Source organism: Lyngbya sp. CCY1209 (genome assembly GCF_055795065.1).
Map to the genome: position 1 here is coordinate 15,715 of NZ_JAYFER010000700.1, position 22,164 is coordinate 37,878.

General features: G+C 53.7%; 17 protein-coding genes. 12 read left to right on the forward strand and 5 right to left on the reverse strand.

Annotated features, from left to right (window positions below; all coding sequences use genetic code 11):
* Positions 1–188 precede the first annotated feature (188 nt).
* Positions 189–641, reverse strand: a complete 453-nt coding sequence (locus tag AC0QHF_RS28975; protein WP_324707755.1) for a hypothetical protein — start codon at positions 639–641, stop codon at positions 189–191.
* 162 nt (positions 642–803) lie between these two features.
* Between AC0QHF_RS28975 and AC0QHF_RS28980 the strand changes: the two genes are divergently transcribed.
* Together AC0QHF_RS28980 and AC0QHF_RS28985 are read left to right on the forward strand one after the other, a co-directional pair.
* Positions 804–2,570: an ABC transporter ATP-binding protein gene (locus tag AC0QHF_RS28980; protein WP_324707756.1), complete on the forward strand. Its 1,767-nt coding sequence runs from the start codon at positions 804–806 to the stop codon at positions 2,568–2,570.
* Positions 2,571–2,832: 262 nt separating this feature from the next.
* Positions 2,833–5,931, forward strand: coding sequence for a CHAT domain-containing protein (locus AC0QHF_RS28985; RefSeq protein WP_324707757.1), 3,099 nt, complete (start codon positions 2,833–2,835; stop codon positions 5,929–5,931).
* A 249-nt stretch (positions 5,932–6,180) separates the two neighbouring features.
* Here the strand turns inward: AC0QHF_RS28985 and AC0QHF_RS28990 are convergent, their stop codons facing one another.
* Together AC0QHF_RS28990 and AC0QHF_RS28995 are read right to left on the reverse strand one after the other, a co-directional pair.
* Entirely contained in the window at positions 6,181–7,119 is a 939-nt protein-coding gene (locus AC0QHF_RS28990; protein WP_324707758.1) for an FTR1 family iron permease, read from the reverse strand.
* A gap of 33 nt (positions 7,120–7,152) precedes the next feature.
* Entirely contained in the window at positions 7,153–7,593 is a 441-nt protein-coding gene (locus AC0QHF_RS28995) for a ferritin-like domain-containing protein (RefSeq protein WP_324707759.1), read from the reverse strand.
* A 588-nt stretch (positions 7,594–8,181) separates the two neighbouring features.
* Here AC0QHF_RS28995 and AC0QHF_RS29000 point away from each other — a divergent pair.
* From AC0QHF_RS29000 to AC0QHF_RS29025, 6 genes are all read left to right on the forward strand, one after another.
* Entirely contained in the window at positions 8,182–9,063 is an 882-nt protein-coding gene (locus tag AC0QHF_RS29000; RefSeq protein ID WP_324707760.1) for a DUF4382 domain-containing protein, read from the forward strand.
* A 93-nt stretch (positions 9,064–9,156) separates the two neighbouring features.
* Positions 9,157–9,693 (forward strand): carboxypeptidase regulatory-like domain-containing protein, encoded by a 537-nt coding sequence (locus AC0QHF_RS29005; protein WP_324707761.1) that lies wholly within the window; start codon positions 9,157–9,159, stop codon positions 9,691–9,693.
* A gap of 141 nt (positions 9,694–9,834) precedes the next feature.
* Positions 9,835–10,479 carry a cobalt transporter CbiM gene (cbiM, locus tag AC0QHF_RS29010; RefSeq protein ID WP_324707762.1) on the forward strand — a complete coding sequence of 215 codons (645 nt, stop codon included), beginning with the start codon at positions 9,835–9,837 and terminating at the stop codon, positions 10,477–10,479.
* 95 nt (positions 10,480–10,574) lie between these two features.
* The gene (gene cbiQ / locus AC0QHF_RS29015; RefSeq protein WP_324707763.1) at positions 10,575–11,342 is read left to right on the forward strand and encodes a cobalt ECF transporter T component CbiQ; all 768 of its coding nucleotides are present in this window, start codon (positions 10,575–10,577) and stop codon (positions 11,340–11,342) included.
* 55 nt (positions 11,343–11,397) lie between these two features.
* On the forward strand, positions 11,398–12,138 hold the full coding sequence (locus AC0QHF_RS29020) for an energy-coupling factor ABC transporter ATP-binding protein (RefSeq protein ID WP_324707764.1): 741 nt from the start codon (positions 11,398–11,400) through the stop codon (positions 12,136–12,138).
* A gap of 144 nt (positions 12,139–12,282) precedes the next feature.
* Positions 12,283–12,708, forward strand: coding sequence for a CAAD domain-containing protein (locus tag AC0QHF_RS29025; protein ID WP_324707765.1), 426 nt, complete (start codon positions 12,283–12,285; stop codon positions 12,706–12,708).
* A gap of 316 nt (positions 12,709–13,024) precedes the next feature.
* On the opposite strand, the gene AC0QHF_RS29030 is transcribed toward AC0QHF_RS29025, so the two are convergent.
* Positions 13,025–13,984 carry a class I SAM-dependent methyltransferase gene (locus tag AC0QHF_RS29030; RefSeq protein WP_324707766.1) on the reverse strand — a complete coding sequence of 320 codons (960 nt, stop codon included), beginning with the start codon at positions 13,982–13,984 and terminating at the stop codon, positions 13,025–13,027.
* A 320-nt stretch (positions 13,985–14,304) separates the two neighbouring features.
* Here AC0QHF_RS29030 and AC0QHF_RS29035 point away from each other — a divergent pair, with 320 nt between their 5' ends.
* A complete protein-coding gene (locus AC0QHF_RS29035; RefSeq protein WP_324707767.1) occupies positions 14,305–15,204 on the forward strand; it encodes a lysylphosphatidylglycerol synthase domain-containing protein in 900 nt (299 codons plus the stop codon).
* A 359-nt stretch (positions 15,205–15,563) separates the two neighbouring features.
* Entirely contained in the window at positions 15,564–18,107 is a 2,544-nt protein-coding gene (locus AC0QHF_RS29040) for a glycogen/starch/alpha-glucan phosphorylase (RefSeq protein ID WP_324707768.1), read from the forward strand.
* 119 nt (positions 18,108–18,226) lie between these two features.
* On the opposite strand, the gene AC0QHF_RS29045 is transcribed toward AC0QHF_RS29040, so the two are convergent.
* Positions 18,227–19,936: a hypothetical protein gene (locus AC0QHF_RS29045; protein WP_324707769.1), complete on the reverse strand. Its 1,710-nt coding sequence runs from the start codon at positions 19,934–19,936 to the stop codon at positions 18,227–18,229.
* A gap of 292 nt (positions 19,937–20,228) precedes the next feature.
* Here AC0QHF_RS29045 and AC0QHF_RS29050 point away from each other — a divergent pair, with 292 nt between their 5' ends.
* Both AC0QHF_RS29050 and AC0QHF_RS29055 read left to right on the forward strand, forming a co-directional pair.
* Positions 20,229–21,353 (forward strand): esterase-like activity of phytase family protein, encoded by a 1,125-nt coding sequence (locus tag AC0QHF_RS29050; protein ID WP_324707770.1) that lies wholly within the window; start codon positions 20,229–20,231, stop codon positions 21,351–21,353.
* Between the two features lie 209 nt (positions 21,354–21,562).
* Complete coding sequence (locus AC0QHF_RS29055; protein ID WP_324707771.1) at positions 21,563–22,156, forward strand: chromophore lyase CpcT/CpeT; 594 nt, start codon at positions 21,563–21,565, stop codon at positions 22,154–22,156.
* Positions 22,157–22,164: the final 8 nt, after the last annotated feature.

Sequence of the window (22,164 nt, forward strand, 5' to 3'; positions counted from 1 at the left end):
TGGGATGTTATTTACTCGACTGTAAATTCGGATTGACTCAGAATGCGATCGCCCAAAAACATCTCGACTCGCCAGGTTCCCGGCGGGGAATTGGCGTCCAACTGGTGGCAGCGGGTGTTCCAGACGTTTTTTTCGATGGGGCGGGTTTGGTAGCGATTTTGGTGGGCGAGTTGACCCAGGGGATTGGTCTAATTGCACCCCCAGGTCAGTTGTCGGCCGACGGGGGTTTGTTGTAGTTTTACTTGATAGTAAATAGTGGGATATCCTTGGCGTTCGATAACTTTAAAGTCGTGGGTGCGATCGTATCGTTCCAAGGTGAGACGGCTTTGATTGGGATTGGCGTAAACGGCTGCGAACGCCTGCCGTTGTCGATGAAACTGGAACGACCCCAACCCGGCAATTCCGACGAACACTAATCCCAATCCCACCATCAGAAAACGATGCCGCCGTCGTTCCTTCGCCAACGCTTCCCGGCGACGAACCTGCATCAATGCCTCGTCTAAATGATCCGTCGGCAGGTGGAGTTCCTGCAAAATTTGTTTCACCTGTTCTCGATCCAGTTCTGCGTCCCGAACCCGCGACAGGCGATCGACTTCGGCGACGAGTTGGTTGAACTGTTCCGGCGTCAATTTCTCATTCATTTCCCCCCCTTGCAAATACGGCAGGTAACAGGAATAAAAATAGTGTAACCTCTCGGTGGCTGTTACAGAGAATGCGATCGCCAACTTCAACTCCGGATTGGCAGTTTCCGGAACCCCAAACCTGATACCCTAAAGAAGTGGTATCGAGATCTGTCATTCCCCTTGAAACAAACCTCCAGTTATTGGCAACTGCTGCCCTACATCCGCCCCCAGGCCGGAACCATCGCCAAAGCATTAGTCTGCACCCTCGCCTTTACGGTTTTTTGGCCGCTGCTGGCTTGGCTGATGGGTCGGATGGCGGGGTATATCGGCCGGGGAGAGGTGGGGGCGATCGCTCAATTGGCGGGGGTGGCGGCAATTATATTCCTAATTCGTGGTACAGTGCAATACGGCCAGGACACCCTGATGGCGAAAGCGGCCCTCACCGTCGCCCTCGACCTGCGAAAGCAGGCTTACCGCCATCTGCACCGGCTGAATGTCGGCTATTTTGAAACGGCAAAAACGGGGGATCTCGCCTACCGCCTCACCGAAGATATCGATCGCGTCGGGGAAGTGATCAACAAGTTTTTTCACCAGTTTATCCCCTGCATTTTGCAGTTGATCGTCGTCCTCGGCTACATGATTTATATCAACTGGCAACTCACCCTCGCGACTTTAATTATCGCCCCGCTGATGGCGGTTTTGATCGGCTGGTTCGGAGAACGTCTCCTCCATTTTACCCGCCACAGCCAAACCCGCATTTCCAATTTATCCGCCCTGCTGACAGAAGTTTTCGGCGGCATCCGGTTGGTGCAAGCCTTCGCCGCCGAAGATTACGAAGTGTCCCGGTTTTCTCTGGAGGCGGAACACAACCGGCGGGCGAGATTTTTGGCCGAACGAATCAAAGCGTTGCAATTCGTCGTTGTCGGTTTTTTGGAGGCGATGAGCGTGATATTTTTGTTCTTTTTGGGGGGGTGGCAAATTTCCAAAGGTCACATCACCGGGACGGATTTTATCAGCTACGTCACGGCCGTGGCGTTGTTGATCGATCCGATTTCTTTGACCACCAGCAATTACAGCGAATTCAAACAGGGTCAGGCGTCGTGCGATCGCATTTTTGAACTGTTCGCCATCCAACCTACCGTCGTCGAAAAACCGGGCGCCCGGGAGCTCCCCCACGTCAAGGGAAAAGTCGAATATCACGACGTCTGTTTCACCTATCCGACATTCGGGGAAAAAGCCGGCATCGGGGCGGGGGATTTCGCACCCAATCTGCCCGTCCTCGACAATTTTAATCTTTCAGTCCAACCGGGGGAAATGGTCGCCTTGGTGGGCGCGTCAGGAGCCGGAAAAAGCACGATTGTCAGCCTTCTGCCCCGCTTTTACGATCGCCAATCCGGGGAGATCCGCATCGACGAGATCGACATCCGGGACGTCACCCTGCCCAGCCTCCGCCGCCAGATCGGCATCGTCCCCCAGGAAGTGATATTATTCTCCGGTACGATCGCCCAAAATATCGCCTTCGGACGGGCCGACTACGACCTCGAACGGGTGGAGGAGGCCGCCAAAATCGCCAACGCCCACCCCTTCATCAGCCAGCTACCGGAGGGCTATCAAACGGTGGTTGGGGAACGGGGAATCACGCTTTCCGGGGGACAGCGGCAGCGAATCGCGATCGCCCGGGCGGTATTGCTGGACCCGAGAATTCTAATCTTGGACGAGGCGACGTCGGCGTTAGATTCGGAGTCGGAAACCCTGGTCCAGGAGGCTTTAGAACGGCTGATGCAGGGGCGGACGGTATTTATTATCGCCCACCGACTGGCGACGGTGCGCCGCGCCGACCGGATTTTGGTGGTGGAGGGCGGTAAAATTGTCGAGTCGGGCACCCACGCGGAATTGTTGAAAAAAGGCGATCGCTACGCCTATTTTTACTCGCAACAATTTAGTTAGTGGAAATTTAGGGAGTCGGGAGTCGGTATTAGGGAGTCGGTCATTTTTCACTTTTCACTTTTCATTTTTCATTTTCCCCACCCCCTACGGTGGCGGACTGGCGATCGCGGGGGAAAATAGTATACAGTTTTGGGAGAAAACCGGATTGCAACCTGTCGGTGTGGCGGTCGGGTGTCGTTCCAGTTCGGGACTTTGCGGGGTCCTCTCACCCCGGATAGAAGGGTGTCTCACCTGCCGAAACCAACATTCAATCGCGATCGCAATGGACAACACGATCAAACAGACGTATTACGAAATTGTCTACAGCTTGCTCATCAACTCTGACGCTCAATCTCCCGAAATCCTCAATTCCCACCTGGGCATCCTGGCGGACGAGGAGTTCGTGCCATTCCTCCGCGAAGTCTGTGCCACCCTCATCGAACGCAATTGTCAGGAAGATGCCGAACGGTTGAGGGAAATGGCCGATCGCATCGAAGCGGCGGGAAGCATCGCCACCTGGATTGAACAAAACCGCCCCGTCGCGCCGCCGCCGCCGCCCCAACCGCAACCCGCCCCCACTCCCCAGACGCCGCCGCCCCAACCGCCCCAACCGCAACTCGATCCAAAAGTGGCGGCGGAAAAACAGTCGAAGGCGGAAGAACTGTTCAAGCGGGGGGTCCAGGAGTTTCAAGGCAACCAGTTCCAGGAGGCGTTCAACTCTTGGCAAGAGGCTCTGGTCCTGTATCAGGAGGTGAACAATCACCGGGGGGCGATTAATTGCATGGGCAAATTGGGGAATGTTTACCATTCTTTGGGACAGTACCAACAGGCGATCGAAGCTCACAAACAATGTCTCGCCGTTGCCCGCAAAATGCAATATCCCCAGGGAGAAGCCAACGCCTACAGCAGCCTCGCCCACGTCTGCTATGCCGTCGGGCAGCACGATCAGGCGCTGTTCGGCTACCAGCAAGCTTTGGAAATTGCCCAAAAAACGAATTATCGATTTGGGGAGGTGAACATATTGGGTAGCCTCGGTCAATTGTATTCGACTTTGGGCCGTTATGAAGAAGCGATCGCCCACATCGAAGGGGCGGCGACGAAGGCGGGGGAGCTCGGCTACCGGTTCGGGGAAACCAATTTTCTCGCCAATTTGGGCAGCGCCTACGCGGCGCTGGGACAGTTTGATCGCGCCACCGTCGCCCACCATCAGGCTCTCAAAATTGCCCGTGGCATCAATTACGATTTCGGGGTCGCCAACAGCCTCAGTCATATCGGCACCACCTATCAGTTGAAGGGGGATTTCGACCAGGCGATCGCCTACTACCGACAACACTTACAAATAGCGCGAAAAATTCCGTCGCCGCAGGGGGAAGGGACGGCCCTGATGAATTTGGGCAATACTTACCGACTCAAAGAAGATTGGACCGGGGCGATCGAACATTACCGGCAGGCGTTGGCGATCGCCCGGGAAATGGGGGACGTCCGCCAGGAAGTTACGGCCGTCAACAATCTCGGCCAAATTTATCAAATTACGGAACAGTTTGATGATGCCATTCTAGCCTTTCGGGAGAGTCTGGAAAAAGCGACACCCTTGACGTTGCCGATGGACTGTCTGACGGCGGGACGGCACTTGGGAGATATCGGATTTAATCAAGATAATTGGGAGTTGGCGATCGAGGGGTATTCTCGGGCGATCGAGGCGTTGGAACAGAGTTGCAGCGGCACGATGACTTCTCCCCGCCGATCGGAAATTGTGGCGGAAGCGACGGGACTCTACGATCGCATCGTACAGGCTTATATTAATGGCAATTCGGAGGATGCCGGCGGGTTGGAGCGGGCGTTTGAATACGGGGAGCGATCGCGAATTCAAAAGTGGGTTTCTCTTCTCTCGCGGGAGTACGGGGGGACGGAAAAAGAACTGACCGAATTGTTGGACAATTATCACCGCTTCCAAGAGCAAATGGATACCCTCCACTTCCGGCGCCAGTCGGAGGAAATGAAACAGTTCGCGGCGGCGGGAATTCGCATGAATCACATCGCTATTTTCCGGGCGGAAACCGTGACGCTGAACGGCTTGGAAGCCGAAAAGCAAAAGATGTGGGCGAAGATCCGCGATCGCGATCCGGTGTGGGCGGGGATGCTGCGGGTTCAACCGTTGGAAACAGACCGAATTTCGGCGTTAATTTCTAATTCTGTAACTGCCCTGTTGAGCGTCTATATTGCGGAGGCTGCGACCCACGTTTTCGTCCTGCGGCGGGGCAAGGCAGACGATCCTTGGGCGGAAACCGACAGTTTCAATATATCCCGGCACACCTGTGGGGGACAGGGACGGGACAATTTGGGGGCGTGGCTGGCAGAAAATTGGCTGCAACCGGATGTCGAAAAAACGTCGTCTTGGCGCGATCGCATGGTGGAAATGTTGGCAGAATTATCGCAGCGGTTAGAGCTCGATCGCCTGATTGCAGAGCATCTTGATGGCATTCAAGAATTGTTAATTATCCCCCATTTAGGTTTACATTGCTGTCCGTTTGCGGCGTTGCCGATTTCCGGCGGGGAAGGCTATCTCGGCGATCGCTTCCGGATCAAAATCGCCCCGAGTTGCCAGGTTTTGGATCTGTCCCGCCAGGTGCGGGAGGGGCGATCTCAAACGGTTTCTAACCTCCCCACCTTATCGACTTCCACGACTTTTGGATTGGCGGAAAGTTCCCGGCCGGAATCTATCCTGGCGGGTTATGAATGCGAGGCGTTGGCGGAACAGTTCCGGGTTCCCGAGAGCCACTATTTAAAAGGTGAAAATCTGAGTTGCGATCGCTACAAAAAATTCCTGAATGAAGTGCAGGTTTTGTATTGCGGACAAGCCATTCAATTCAATTCCGATACTCCCCTATCATCCCCAATCAACCTATTTTCAGAAACCATATCTTTGCAACACTTGCTGAGTTGGCGATCGCCCGAATTGCTGGAAGTGTTTCTATCTCGCTGCCAAACAATGGGTGAAACCTCAGAACCCAAAACCGAACAACTGCTCAATTTTAACAGTGCCTTTCTATGCATGGGGGCATCAACTGCGATCGCGCCTTTGTGGTGCGTCGGAGAAATTCCAACCGCCATTTTCGCCCGATTATACTATCACTATCGCCGGGAATTGGGCGTCGCGGAAGCCCTGCAACAGGCTCACATCCGCCTCCGCAGCTTATCCCAAACCGAATTATCCGAAACCTACGAAGTCGAATTATTGGCTTATCTCGAAAAAATTCAAGGGGAAGAAAACTCCAAGAAAATTAACGACCAAAAAACCAGTTTGGCAAGTTTTAAAATGCAGGAATATCCTTTCTCCAATCCCTACTATTGGGCGGCATTCTCCGCCTTCGGATTAACTTGAGAATCCCTCGGGAATTAATTCCCACGCCAATAGCAAAAATCCTCTGCAGAGGATTGCAGATCGATTGTCATATCAAATCCGGTTGAATGCCCGGAAAAAAAACGTGTCGGATATGCGAGACCGCTCGGGAATCAATTCCCTTTTCTTGTGGCAAAAATCCTCGCTTCGTGGATTGGGGAGGTTTGGGAGGGGATAACCGGATCTGATATCAGTCAAAAACCCGATCTGATATGAGTCCTGACTCTTGACTCATTCTGTTGACTCATACTGTGGGGGCAACCGTCTCTGGTTGCCCGGAGATCTCTCGGATTTGGGCGTTTGTCCCGTCAAACTTTGGAAGTAGAAGCCGCCCACCGTCAGCAAAAATAACAAATAGCCGATCGCCTGAATTAAATAAATGCGATCGCGGTAGCCGAATAACGCTTTCAGGAGGACGCCGGGAAACTCGCGATCGGGTAAAATCTCGTGCAAATTCCAAACCTGCGGCCCCAAAATGCACGACGCCTGAGCCCAACACAGATCCCCCTGCAACGCCGCCGCCGCGTCGAAATGCCGCAAAGCCGAAATCACCAAACCGGAGACGATCAGCAGCAAAAACACGCCCATCACCTGGAAAAATCGGCGGATGTCGATGCGGATTCCCCACTTGAATAGGAGGACTCCCAAACCCGCCGCCGCGGCAATTCCGGCCAGGGCCCCGATCGCGGGGGCGAGTCCCTGTTGAAACTTCGCCACGATGAACAAAACCGTTTCAAACCCCTCCCGCAAGACGGCGATGAAAATGAGGGTAAAAACGCCCCACCCCGCCGCCGTCCCGCCGCGGTTGATAACGGAACCGATCGCCCCTTCCACTTCGGCTTTCAGGGATTTTGCCTGCTGCGTCATCCAGATCAGCATCCAACTCAACATGGCGATGGCGACGACGCCGAACCCCGCTTCCAACAACTGTCCGAAAATTGGGGCGGCGGGATTTTCCGAGGCGGCGACGCCCTGAATTAAGGCCGCGAATAAAACCCCCACGCCGGCGCTGGCCAGCAGTCCCGCCCCGATGCCAAAATACACCCAGGGGTTGAGGTGGGTCTGTTTGGCTCGACTCAGGCAGGCCATGACGATGCCGACGACGAGGGCGGCTTCAAACCCTTCTCGGAGGGTGACGGCAAAGGTGGGGAGGGCGTCGCTGAAGTTCATGGAATCGGTTTTTTCAGTGGGCGATCGGTCAGGTCAATTGCCGCTGTAGTCCCGCAGCATTTTGCGGATCTCGATGTTGTGCAGTTCTTCCTGACCGATCATTGTTCTAGCATATTCTTCCAGGTAAATGCTGGCATTTTCGACGACGCCGAGGAGCGTTTTGTACATCTCCAGGGCTTTTTTCTCGTGGACGAGGCTTTCCTCCAATAAATCCTTGACGGAATGTTGGTAAGTTTCCTCGATGGGGGCGATCTTTTGGCTCGGATGTCCCTCCAAACCGGTGAGAATTTCCCCCGCCTGCTGGGCGTGGGTGAGGGATTCGGTGGCTTGGGCTTGGAAAAATTGCACGATGGGCAGGCGGTTGGGCCCGGTCACCATCAGCGAGTAGTGGGTGTATCGGACGACTCCCGCCAACTCGAATTCCATGATGGAATTGAGGAGTTCGATTGTTTTGTTCTGGTCAAGATCTCTCATGCTGAGTAATATCCGTCGGGCAACCCCGCATAACGACTGCCTGAATATTATGCCAGGATTTTATAGTTTCGGTTTGTAGGCTCTGCGACATCTCGGACTCGGGCTGTCCCGATGCCCTCTTGTTTCACAAAATAGAGTATTTGTCAAGTTTTTTCAGGAAAATTTAATAAGTTGGGTTGGAAGTCCGGGATTTCGTTTTTGGGGATGCGATCGCATTTTGGGGTCTGAAATCGCGATCGCGATTCTCAAGCATCAACCCCAAAAATTCCTCCCTGTTCTCCGTGCCTCTGTGGTTAATTTGTACACCCCCCTCTCCACAGCAATATGACGGAAAAACAAATCATCGATTTTGGTTAGGTATTTGATTGAAAAAATTTCGGTCATTTTTGAGGATTATAAAACCCATCAATTGTCCACGATTCGACTCGAAGCGATCGCCAATGATTGGCGATCGCGGCCCTACCGAAAGGTAGAAACTGCCCGAATATGCCCCCCCTGGGGATTGCCAGAACCGAATTTTTATTGTCGTGGCAAATACCAGTTGTTTTATCTATAATGCTTGGGGTCAACTCTACCGTGTCGTGCGAGATGAAAAAACATTGGGTCACAATCGCAACTTGGGTGTTGTTGGGGCCGATCCCGCTGTTCGGCTGCTCCCAACCGCAGACCTCGGAGCCGGAAGTTTCCGACAGTCAAACCCCCGAAACGACGGCGGCGCAACCGGTCGGCGGCGAGGTGGGGACGATGGAATTTCGGGCCAACGGCGAGGACTTCGTCCGCAAGGGTTTTGTCAGCAAAGATGGGTGGCAAATTGACTTTGAGAATCTCTATGTAAACTTTGCCGAAGCCCGGGCTTACGAGACGCTGGTGCCCTACGATGCCGACGCGGGGGGCGAACCTCAAGTCAAACAGATCATCAGTTTGGTGGAATCCAAAACGGTGGATTTGGCGGCGGGGGACGAGGACGCCGAAACTATTTTGGTGAACGAAGTTCCAGCGCCTCCGGGACGTTACAGCGCCCTGTCTTGGAAAATGGTTCCGGCCCCAGAAGGACCGGCCGCGGGCTATCCGTTGGTAATCAAAGGGACGGCCTCCAAAGACGGCCAAACCGTGCCCTTCACCCTCAAGATCAACGAAGAACTGGCGTTCACCTGCGGGGATTATGTCGGGGACGATCGCAAGGGGATATTGCAACCGGGCGATCGGGCCGAAATGGAGGCCACGTTCCACTTCGACCACCTGTTTGGAGACGGCCAAGCCGCCCCGGACGACGAAATCAACACGGGGGCCTTGGGATTTGACCCCATCGCGGCGATGGCCACTGACGGCAGCGTGGACGCGGATCTCGACACCCTGCAAGCCCAACTCTCCGAAGCCGAGTATCAACAATTGATGGAGATCCTGCCCAACCTGGCCCACGTCGGGGAGGGCCACTGCACCGAAACCCAGATGAGTGGCGGAGAAGGCTGATCGGAATTTGGGAATTGACCTTAAAGAAACTCCCCCGAGTCCGGGAGGATGAGATGATCGCCCCGAGTGCCGTAATTTGAAGGAGATTGAGACGTGAGATGGAAATACGCCCTTCCGTTGCTGTTATTCTCAGCCGCCGGCATCCCGGAACGGGCGATCGCCCACGGGGCCAACATCGAATATCAAAAGACCTCGGCCGTCGAGATCGAGGCCCGCTACGACTCGGGGACGCCGATGGCCGACGCCCAAGTTAGCGTCTACAGCCCCGACAACCCGGCCGAGCCCTGGAAAACCGGACTCACCGACAGCCGGGGCCGGTTCGTCTTCATTCCCGACCCCGACAAAAGCGGGTTGTGGGAAGTCAAGGTCCGTCAGGCGGGACACGGCGACCTGATCGCCGTCCCCGTGGGTCCGGCCGCCGGTGCGGAAGCGGCGGGGGATACCCGCTCCCGGACCGATGCGATCGCGCCGAATTCTTCATTACAATCAAATTCCCTACAAACCTGGGTCACGGCCGCGGCGGTAATCTGGGGATTTGTGGGGACGGCCCTGTTCTTTTCGCGGTTCAAACCCGCCCCCTCCAAACCGGGCGAAACCCGGTCGGTGAGGAGTCAGGAATCGGAAGGTTGACGCGGGCTCCGATCCGCACCGCCGACAAATCGGGTCAAAGGCCTCTCCTTTTGAGCCGTGAGAAAACCGTTTCTCTCTTCTCGATCGGTAAGACTTTTGACGTTTGACGTTTGACGTTTGACTTTTGACTTGCGAAGTTTTATGCATATTTCCGAGGGGATTCTCCCCGCCCAAATCTGTATCGCCGGTTACGGAATCACCGGTTTGGCGACCTGGTATTCCCTCCGACAAATCAACCGACAAAATAACCCCACCGAAGGCATTCCGAAAGCGTCTTTGCTGACGGCGGCGTTCTTCGTTGCCTCCTCCCTGCACATCCCCATCCCCCCCGCCAGCGTCCACCTGGTGCTCAACGGCTTGTTGGGGGCGGTTTTGGGCTGCTACGCCTTTCCTGCCATCCTGATCGGGTTGATCTTCCAGGCGATCGTGTTCGGACACGGCGGACTCACCACCTTGGGGGTGAACGCCACGATCATGGGAGTCCCGGCCCTGGTGGCAGCCGCGCTCTTTCAGTTGCGAAACCGATTCGCCGATCGCATGGGGGACGCCCTCGCCCTGAACGTCTTCGGATTTTTGTCCGGGGCGATCGGGGTGGGGTTGGCGGCGACAATCTTTTTTACCCTGGTGATCACCAACTTGCCCTCGGGTTTCGACACCGAGACGGAACGGACTGCGATCGTCGGGCTGATGATCGCCCACGTCCCGCTGATGGGAATTGAAGGAGTTTTTACCGCGATGGTGGTCAGTTTCTTGAGTCGGGTGAAACCGGAATTGTTGGTGGGTTGACATCCTCCCCGCCCTAAAGGGACGTGTATCCGACACCTCACGATCTGAAAAGTCACGACTCCCTACTCCCTATTCCCTATTCCCGATTCCCTATAATGAATTTCAGGCTCGATGAGTATGCCCACCTCGATTCGCCCATCCATCGGTGGCATCCCCAATCCAAATTGATCGGACTGCTGGCGTTGATGTTCGCCTTCGCCGCCGTGGAGACGCCGCGGCTGATTCCGGCGATGTTTGCCGTCGCGATCGCCCTCTACCTGCTCTCCAAATTGCCCTTCTCCTTTTTGGCCTCCCGGCTGCAATATCCCGGCCTATTTCTGCTCGGGGTCGTGGCCCTGCTGCCCTTTTTCTCCGGCCAAACTCCCCTGTGGACCTGGGGGCCGGTGACGGTGTGGCGGGAGGGGTCTTTGGCTGTATTGCTGATCGCCAGCCGGTTTTTGGCAATTTTTACGGTCGGCGTCGTTTTGTTGGGAAGCAGCTCGTTTCTGACACTGATTAAAGCAATGCGATCGCTGGGCTTATCCCCGATTTTGGCCGATATGCTGCTGATATCTTACCGATATATCTTCGAGCTGGGCCACCAATTTCAAATGATGCGGCGGGCCACCGTCCTGCGGGGCTTCCGACCCCGGCAACTCAGTCGGCGGAATTTGCAAGTCTACGCGGCCCTGGCCGGCAGCCTGCTGATCCGCAGCTACCAGCAGTCCGAGCAAGTTTACAAGGCCATGCAACTGCGGGGCTACGGAACGGCATCCGAAGCCGACGGGCGCCTGCGACTTTTCCCCGACGGCCCCAGCGCGATCGCCTTCGGGACCTGTATCGGTCTGGCGGCGGGATTTGTCGGTTTTGAGATATTCACCTGAAGGATCTGGAACGTTGAGCCCCACCCCCTCTCACCCACTCGATTGTTACGCTCCCATGACGCGAACCCACCCCCCGGAGAGAATTGGCGTTGCGGTTCGGGATCTCGTCTTCGGCTATTCCCCCGAAACTCCTATCCTCCGAGGCATTTCTTTTGACCTCACGCCGGGAGAGCGCATCGCCCTCCTTGGGCCGACGGGAACCGGAAAAAGCACCCTGATGGAAAATTTGATCGGGTTGAAACGGCCGCAGGAAGGACAGATTTGGATCGGGGGAACCCCCCTGAAACCCGACACCCTCTCCGAGGTCCGCCGCCAGATCGGCTTCGCCTTCCAAGATCCCGACGACCAACTGTTCATGCCCACGATTTTTGATGATGTCATGTTCGGGCCGTGCAATTACGGCGTCCCCCCTGCCGAAGCGGCCGATCGCGCCGATCGCCTGCTGGCCCAATTCGGACTGACCCAATGCGCCCGCCGTTCCGTCCACGAACTCTCGGGGGGCCAGAAACGGTTGGCGACCTTGGCGACGATTTTGGCCCTGAATCCGTCGGTCCTGATCCTCGACGAACCCACCAACGGCCTCGATCCCTGGTGGCGGCGGCACCTGGCCGAAATTTTGCAGGATTTGCCGGTGCAAGTCCTGCTGATCGCCTCCCACGATCTCCGCTGGGTGGGGCGGGTCACGGGGCGATCGCTGGTTTTGGGGGACGGAAAAATTCAAGTAGACCGGCCCACACCCGATCTGTTGGAAGATGGCGATACCCTGGAACGGTGCGGTTTGCCCCTGGACTGCTGAGGTTGTCCGGAACTTTACGTTTGACGAAAATCAGTGGCGGCGATGGCTACAAGACTGCTACTCTTGTCTCTACTGATAGCCGGATACCTCGGTAGCCGTCTGATCATGGCACTGTAATTGTAATGAAGTGTAAGGAGTTCAAACATGGTAGAACCCACCCAGAGTCCCGACCCCACGACGACCCCAATTGACGCGAGTACGGAAGCGGGGGGGACGATGACCCCCGCCTCCGAAACGGCACCGGCAACGGATCAATTTGAAGAGATCAAACAAAAAGTTGTGGTCTTTTTATCGGAACTTCCGGGCTATGTTTCTCGCTTTTTTGGAGAGTACCAAAGACCCATTATTACGGTCCTCTTGATCGTGGCGGCGATCGTCACGGTCAAGGTGCTGTTTGCGGTGGTCGATGCCCTGAATGACATCCCCCTGCTGGCTCCGACTTTTGAGTTGATCGGCATGGGATACGCCGCCTGGTTCGTTTACCGCTACCTTCTCAAAGCCTCGACCCGCCAAGAGTTGGTCGATGAAGTTAACGCTTTCAGGCAACAGATTTTGGGTAATAAATCCTAGTCTGTTTGGGTCGAAAAATGAGGGGCGGGGAAGAATTGATAATTGAGAATTGATAATTATTGAGGCTTCCCCGATCCTCGATTCCCGAAGCGACTGACGTGACTCCCCCATCGCGATCGATTTTTGTCGGGAAAAGGGGTTGACAGGTGGCCGGGGCGGGGGGTAGAATATTGACATAAGCTTCCACAATGGGAGTGGTAACACAAATAAAAATTTTGCAAATATTCCCATTATATAAAAAGCATATCAAAATTTTTCGGAAAAGGCAAGCGATCGCCAAAAAAAAGTCGAAATTTTGCAAAATTTTAACAAAATTTTAATGTTTCGGCTTGAGAGCGATAATCGTGCGGTGGCGGCGATCGCTGGCGACGGTGGTTTTGTAGTCAAATCCGACCTCTTGCAAAGCCGCCTCCACGTCGAAGGTGTAAAAATCGTCGGTCCAAGGTTCCGTACTTTTCATCAGGGTAAAGAGGACGGGGGGCAAATTTTGAATCACCGGGGACTTGGGATTATTGTCAACGATGGCCAGACAGCCGCCGGGACGCAAAACTCGCCCGGTTTCTCGGAAGATTTCCCGCGTCGCCGTCCGGGGCAATTCGTGAATTAAAAACTGCAACGTCACTACGTCGAAGGACTCGTCGGGAAAGTCCATTTTTTCTGCGTTCCCGTGCTTCCATTCGGCGATTTCCCCTTGAGAATCTCGGAACTTTGCCACCGATAACATATAGGGCGACAAATCCAAACCCACCGTCCGCACGGGGGTTTCTTGTCGATTTTGATAAAATCGGTGCAGCCACCGCGTCGAAATGCCCACCGAGCACCCCAGGTCTAACACATCCCGGACTGGGTGGGGGCTGTAGGTTTCTAACACTTGGTGAAAACTCGATCGCAACCGTTCCTGTGCCGCCTCCCAAGTCAACTCTTCCCCGGGCCATACCCGCAACGCCATCGCGTAGGTGGCGGACTCCGCCTCGAAGGCGGCTTTCCAGCACAAATTCCCCTGGTCATAGGCGTGGAAGGGCAGTTGATAATAGTCGGGATAAACCCAATTCGGATCGGCGATCGTGTCGAACAACTCGGCGGCGTCGGAGGCTTCCAGTTGGCGAGAATTGTCCCGCCAGGGGATGCCCTTTTTTTCGGCTGTTTTGATCAGTACCCGTCTCGCCTGTTGCTTCATGAGGGCATAAATCGGCTTCGTTTGAATCAGGAGGTTGACGAAACGGGAAAGCAGGTCTTCCCCCGCCCAGTCCGGCTTGATTTTGTCGCTTGCGGTCATAGCTCGATGTGATGGCGATCACCCAATGGTAACTGATCGATCATCTTACAACAGATTCAGATCCCTTTTCAAAATCGGCGCATCTCCGGCGGGGCGATCGCTCTCATGGGTTCGGAAATCGTTTTCATCTACGATCTGATCATTGGCAACGCAAGTTGACGGACAGCCCTTGATCGCTTCACAATCCGAACGGCGATGCTATGATGGTAAGGTGCGATCGCCTTTGATTCCATTTCAGCCGATCCGAGCGTGAATCTGCTGCTTCATTAATGCCTCCATCAAATTCTCCAATTATACGCCGTTTATTTTCCCTCCTTGGATTGGTAATTTTTAGTCTCGCTATCGTCGCGATATTGCGAGAATTACAAGCCCAAGATTATCGTAAAATTTGGATCAATCTCCGGCAATTCGATCCCCATACCCTGCTGGGGACGGTTGGTTTTACGGTGATCAGTTACGGGGCGATCGCTTGTTATGATATCCTGGCTTTTGCTTACATCAAACAACCCCTATCTCGCGCTAAAATTGCCTTTGCCAGCTTGATCGCCTATGCCGTCAGTCCCAGTATCGGTTTCGCCGCATTGAGTGGCGGTGCGATCCGTTATCGTTTCTATTCAAGTTGGGGAATATCAACCCTCAAAATTGCCCAGGTGATCGTCTTTTCAAACCTCAGCCTGTGGGTGGGAATTTGTGCGATCGGCGGTGGGGTATTTTTAATCGAACCCCTCATCCTCCCCTCCCAATTAGACCTGCCATTTGACTCTCTGCGAATTGGGGGAATTACCTTTCTTTTATTGACGGGACTTTATTTAGGAATTTGTGGGCTGCACCCATCGCCGTTGCGGCTGCGATCGCTCTCATTTCGCTTTCCCTCCCTCAAACTCGCCCTCGGACAGATTGTAGTTTTTACACTCGATTGGGGCTTTGCAGCCGCCGCACTTTATCTGCTATTACCCCGACAATATAACCTATCATATCCGCAATTTTTCGGCATCTATATGCTGGCGATGGTCGCCGGTTTACTCAGTACCGTTCCGGGAGGATTAGGTGTCTTTGAAACCGTCTTCCTTTTGTCTCTGACTCCCGCGATAAAAAAAACGACGTTGTTTAGCCTGCTGCTAGTTTTTCGAGGAATCTACTATTTTTTCCCCTTGGTCGTTGCGGTTTTATTGATCGGCGTTTACGAGGGGAAAAAAAACCGTGCAGATCTCAATCTTTAAAGGCAAGAATTCGACCCCAAAAAGATCCGCCCATTTAGTCCCGGAACGGACGTTCAGACGGGACAAAATTCAGACTTTCGAGTTCAAATTCTGGCCAATTTGATACAGTGGCGATCCGGGGGTGGGGGACGGGGAGTCCTTTTCCGGTTGAATTTATAAAAAAAATCAAAACTTGTTCCATTTTAACCGAATTTTTAGCTAACCTTAACTTGACAGCGTTACCCTACTGAAGACTTGAGTTGTCCGATCCGTCAATCGACCTACACTCAGGAAAGTGTAACCGGACAATCCATTAAATTTCGGAGGGGCAAGACTTGATGTCAACATGGAAACGATTATTTAAAAGGTGGGAACCAGCCATGACCATAACTCCACAGGAACAACCGGCCTTCGGAAACATTACCATCGAAGACGATCGCACGGGATTGGACATCGAAACTCTGCGGCGTGCTTTTGCAGATAACCTGTTTTATATCCAGGGAAAATATCCGGAAATTGCCACCCTGAATGACTTCTACCTGGCCTTATCTTACACCGTCCGCGATCGTCTGTTGCAGCGGTGGCTGAATACCGTCCGCACGGCGACCCTCAAATCCGACGTGAAAGTCGTCTGTTACCTGTCGGCGGAATTTCTCCTCGGCCCTCACTTGGTTAATAATCTCACCAACTTGGGAATTTACGAGCCCGTCCGTCAAGCCGTCGAAGCCTCCGGTTTGAACTTTCAAGAATTAGTCGAACAAGAAGAAGAACCGGGGTTGGGCAACGGCGGTTTGGGGCGTCTGGCGGCTTGCTACATGGACTCCCTCTCCACCTTGGAAGTTCCGGCGATCGGTTACGGCATCCGCTACGAATTCGGCATTTTTGACCAGGAAATTAAAGACGGCTGGCAAGTCGAAATTACGGACAAATGGCTGCAAAATGGCAACCCCTGGGAAATCGCCCGGCCGGAAGCGGCGGTGAAAGTGAAATTCGGCGGCTACACCGAAAGTTACACCGACGAAACGGGTGAGTACCGAGTCCGCTGGATTCCCCACCAAGTTGTCAAAGGAATCCCCTACGACACCCCCATCACCGGCTACAAAGTCAACACCGTCAACACCCTGCGCCTGTGGAAAGCCGAGGCGCCCGAATCGTTCAATTTCCAAGCCTTCAATTTGGGGGATTACTACGGGGCCGTCGATCAAAAAGTCGTCTCCGAAAATATCACCAAAGTTCTCTATCCCAACGACGAACCCCTCCAGGGAAAACAACTGCGACTCGAACAGCAATTTTTCTTTGTTTCCTGTTCCTTACAGGACATGATCCGTTTCCATTTGCAGTCCGGCGGCAGCTTGGAAACATTCCACGAAAAATTCGCCGTCCAACTCAACGACACCCACCCCTCCATCGGCGTGGCGGAACTGATGCGTTTGTTGGTGGACGAACAAGGGATACCCTGGAATAAAGCCTGGGAAATTACCCAGAAAACCTTCGCCTATACCAACCACACTTTGTTGCCGGAAGCGTTGGAAAAATGGCCGGTGGGTCTGTTCGGAAGCCTCCTGCCCCGCCACTTAGAAATTATCTACGAAATCAACCGCCGATTTTTGGAAGAGTTGCAAAATACAAACGGCCGCGACGGTGGCAAAATTTCGCGGCTGTCCCTCATCGATGAAGCCGGGGAACGCTACATTCGGATGGCGAACCTCGCCGGCCTGGGAAGCCACGCCATCAACGGGGTGGCGGAGCTCCACACCGAACTGTTAAAACAGGACACGCTGCGAGATTTTTACGAACTGTTTCCGGAGAAATTCAGCAACAAAACCAACGGTGTTACGCCCCGCCGCTGGATCGTGGAAAATAACCCCCGTTTAACTCAGTTGATTTCCGATAAAATTGGCGACAATTGGATTACCCATTTGGACGAATTGCGGAAGTTGGAAGGGTTGGTTGACGATCCGGAATTTCGCGATCGCTGGGGACAGATTAAATTGGAGATCAAGGGAGATCTCGCGAATCGCATCCGACAGAAAGTCGGCGTGACGGTGAACCCCGAATCCCTGTTTGACATTCAGGTGAAGCGCATCCACGAGTACAAGCGCCAACATCTCAACGTCCTGCACATTATCACCCTCTACAACCGCATCAAAGAAGACCCCGACATTAATATTGCCCCCCGCACGTTTATTTTTGGCGGCAAGGCGGCGCCGGGTTATTTTATGGCAAAATTGGTCATCAAACTGATCAACTCGGTGGGTGAGGTGGTGAACAACGATCCGGACGTCCGCGATCGCCTGAAAGTTGTCTTTATCCCCGATTACAACGTCACCAACAGCCAGATGGTGTATCCCGCCGCCGACCTGTCCGAACAAATTTCCACCGCCGGAAAGGAGGCGTCCGGCACGGGAAATATGAAGTTTTCCCTCAACGGCGCCCTAACGATCGGAACGCTGGACGGGGCGAATATCGAGATCCGCGAAGAGGTCGGGGAGGAGAATTTCTTCCTGTTCGGTTTGACAGCCGAGGAGGTTTACCAACGCAAAGCCGAGGGTTACAATCCCTGGGATTACTATTATGGCAATCCCCAATTGAAGGCGGTTATCGACGCGATCAGTTCCGGCTATTTTTCCGACGGGGATAGCACCCTCTTTCAACCGTTGGTGGATTCCTTGTTGCACCAAGATCAGTATATGCTATTCGCCGATTATCAGGCTTATATCGACTGCCAGGATCGGGTGTCTCAAGTGTGGCGCGATCGCGATTTGTGGCTGCGGATGTCCATCCTGAATACCGCCCGCAGCGGCAAGTTTTCCTCTGATCGCGCCATCCGCGAATATTGCGAGGAAATCTGGCAAGCTAAAGCCGTCCCCATCGAATTGGCGGATTACGTTCAAGCCCAAGCCGGTTTGAGTGTGAAATCCTAATTTTTGGCATCTGGCATCAATTCAATTTTCCCTCTAACCCGATTTCTAGGATTGTCCTGGAAATCGGGTTTTTAAATTATTAAATTAACCACTCCAGACACGGAGGACACAGAGAGATATTATTCTTTTTGTTTGAGGAGGAAGCGAAATTGGGTTTGGGGGATTAGATATTCGATAAATCCTCGGGATCGGGGATTTTTGAGTAAATCCTGGAATTGCCGATCGCCCCGAAAGTTGGGATGTCCCGTCAGTGTCGGTGTCACCAATATGGCGTCGGCTTGATTGTTTTGTAGAAATTCGTCGATGGTGCGATCGCGGGATTTGTCCCACGGCAAAACCCCAGTGTAGTTGTCCCCCAAATAGGTGGCGAAACCGCCGTCGGCATCCAGCAGTTTGACGGGGGTTTCGATGTTCAAATTTCGGATAAAATTGACGGTGTTTTGGTGGGGAAGTTCTACCGAACCAAAGTGGCGGGGAATGCCGCACCAGTCGTAGGCGATACACCACCCGAACGCCAGATTCGGAGTCAACAGAATCAGAATGCTTCCCGCTGCGATCGCCCGATCGATCCTCAAGTGTTGTCGTGGGGATGTGGCGATGCTGGCATCGAATAAGACAGCCAAGATGATCGACAAAAATGCACCCTGAATAATTAAATAGTGCGATCGCGGATAAATCAGAATTGCCGACGGAAAAATCGCCAGAAAAAGAACCGCAGCGGTGACAGTCAAACGCCGCCACTGTTTCCGATCCAAATTCTGAATAATTCGAGTTCTTTTTTGAAAGATGCGCCGACAGATAAACGCCAACAGAACGATTTCGGCAAAAATCAGTTTATCGACAAAAACCGAACTCCAACCGAAGGATTGAAAAGAGACAAAGAGGATGGCGATGGATGTGTTGAGATATCGATTCAAATTGGCGAGAATGTGGCGGACGAATAAAACCGGGGAATTCCCAAAGGCTTCGGCGAGGTTATCCGCACCGTCAAACAGAATGGGAATCCAATCGACATGATGATCCCAAGGATTTAACGTGAGATGGTTCCAAGCCGCCCAATTAAGGGAAAAATGCTGGCTGAAGGCAAACCAACTGCGTCCGCCTGCCAGGGGATTGCCAATCAAAATTAGTAATAATATGGCGGACAACAAGAATAAGCCGATTTCGGAAAAATTGCGTTTTCGATTGACGGGTGTTTTGAAACTGTAGATCAGTTCATAAATAGCGATCGCCAAAATCAGAACCACCGACAGCGTATATTCCGGACGGACGTAGGACATCAATAAAACCCCGATGCCCAGACGGGATAAATAGGCGATCGCGGTTCGAGTCGGAGTGGCGACAATCAAAGTTATCAGTAAAATCAGCAGTGCGAAATGGGTGGGACGGGGATCGATTTCCAAAATATCCGATATCAAAAATAAACCGGACGCGGCGAGGGAGATTGCCGGAGAAACCGCCAGCGTCCGCAAATAGAGATAGAGTGCGATGACAATTGTGATCGGCAAAACTTGCTGATTAAAAAAATGCAGATTGACGGGATCGGATGTCAATCTTGATAATAGAAAATACCACACTCCATAAAGCGGCCCCCACTGCGGATCGGGGAGTCCGTCTTCGATCAACTGCAAGCCGGAAGCCAAATATATCGTCTCGTCGAACATCCGCAAATCGCTGACGCGATCGATATTTAAAACCAGCTTAATTCCGGCGATCAGCAGAGAGACGAGTAAAATCATGTCGCATCGATATTGCTGAAAAAGTGCGATCGCTTTTTGTTTCACCTTCGGTGCCTCCCACGCCATCCCAAAAAAGAGATATAGTAACATTGAGATTCGGAACGATCGACATCGACTCGTTCCTCCGTGCCTCGGGGGAAAATTTTTTTGACCTCCCAATGCACTCCCATAGTATAATTGGATCGAATTCGATTACAATCCTTCAACCTAAAATGATGACGGACTTCACCATCCCCCTCGACGACTCCGACAGGACGAGCGATCGATTGTTCGAGTTTTGTCAAATTTAAAAAGGTGCGATCGCAAAGCGTTGCGGATGCAATCTCGCGCCCCAAAACCCTTAAATTAAGATTAGGAAATTGTAAAAAAAAGGAGTCAAATCTTGACAGTTGATCGAAAATATGGTAAATTTCAGCCATATGCTAAAGTTAGCCCGTTCCCGTGCCTCCGGGGAGCGATCGCCCTGTGCACCGCCCTTTTGCTGACTCTCCTGACGGGTTGCGACATCCCCCAAGTCTCCGCCGAGCAACGAATGTTTCTGGACTTGTCCCTGGAGTATCTGGGGGACTACCAGTTACCGGAAGACAAACCCATTTCGGATCTCACCTACGAGATTAGTGGCTACGGAGAACCCGCCGACAAAGGAATTCGCTTCTACGGGTTGGCGGCCAGCGATCCGGAATTTTATACCCTGCGGCTGGAATTTGGGGACGGGGACGACATCTCCGAGATCGCCCTTGAAGACACCACCATTTTGCGGGAATCCACCGGCGAGCCCCTCGCCGTCCATCCCCGCAGCATCGTCTTTTCCCCCCGAAAATCCGTCTTTGTGGCCGCCGCCACCGACGAACCCGATCGCCCCTTCCGGGTGGGAGAATACGACCTGGAAACCGGACAACTCAAAAACGACGTCCCCCTCCCCCCCACCTATTTTCCCCGGGAAGATGCCGAACAAGGGCTGCAACCCAAATTGGGCCTGAAATCCCTTTCCATCGCCCCGGACGGCTTCAGTGCCGGCGGAATGGACCCGTTTCGGTTATTTGTCGCCCCGGAAGCCCCGCTGTTGCAGGATTTAGATAGCGATCGCCCGCCAAAAGTGCGCCTGCTGCATTATGTGATTGCCGATCGCGCGTCTTTCCTCGTCTCCGAAAACCTGTATCCTTTTGATGAAAACTCGCCCGGAACCGACCTGGCGGGATTCGTCGCCCTCAACCGGGGCGGCTCGTTTTTGAGTTTGGAGCGATCGCCCGACGGCCTGGGAACGGCTATTTATCAAGTGTTCAGCGGCGACTCCACCGACACCACCCGCATCGCCAGTTTGCGGGGAGAACTGACCAAAGTGCAACCCCTGCGAAAACAACTGCTGCTGGATTGGCCAGCCTCCGGCATCGATGCCGCCGTCACCGCCATGACTCTGGGTCCCCGGCTCCCCGACGGCGGACAAAGTTTGATCGCGATCGCAGACAACCCGACGCGGCTGTTCCTCTTCCGCCTCCGGGAGAGTTAGGGAATTTTAGATTGTAGGGGCACAAGGCTTGCGCCCTAATGTTAGATTTTAGATTCCCTAAATCCCGAGTTGTAGGGGCTCTGCCTCCGTGCCTGCCCTCCTCCACTCCCTCCGCTTCACCGTTGCCTCCTCCGCCTCCCCCGCTCCCTCCACCCTGTTTTGTAGTATCCTGAAAGGTTGAGTGTTGCGAACTGAATTTTTTCCATTCCATGACACACGCCACAGATATTCTCACCTTGGGCCGGTGGCTGGCTTCCGACTTCAGCAACCAGGCCCAGGCCTTTGAAAATCCGCCCTTTTTCGCCCACATCCGCGTCTGCGTGCGTCCCCTCCCCTGGGAACTGACGGACGGTCTGAGCCTGTATTTGGAACAGGCCTACGATATCGACCTGATGCGGCCCTATCGGGTGCGGGTGCTGAAGCTGGTTCCCGCCGGAGATCACATCCAGGTGGAAAATTACGCGATCGCCGGCCAGGAGGAATTTTTCGGGGCCTCCCGGCAACCGGAACGGCTGAAAACCATGAAGACGGAACAGTTGCAAAAACTGCCCGGTTGCACGTTCATCACCCACTGGACGGGGACGGGGTTCAAGGGGGAAGTGGAACCGGGGAAAGGCTGCATGGTGGAACGGAAGGGGAAACGGACCTACCTGGACAGCCGGTTTGAAATCGACGCCGATCGCTTCGTCAGCCACGATCGCGGCATGGACCCGGAAACCGACGAACACCTCTGGGGTTCCATCGCCGGACCGTTTGAATTCGTGCGCTGGGCGAGTTTTGCCGACGAGGTGAAAGTGAGTTAATATCAAAT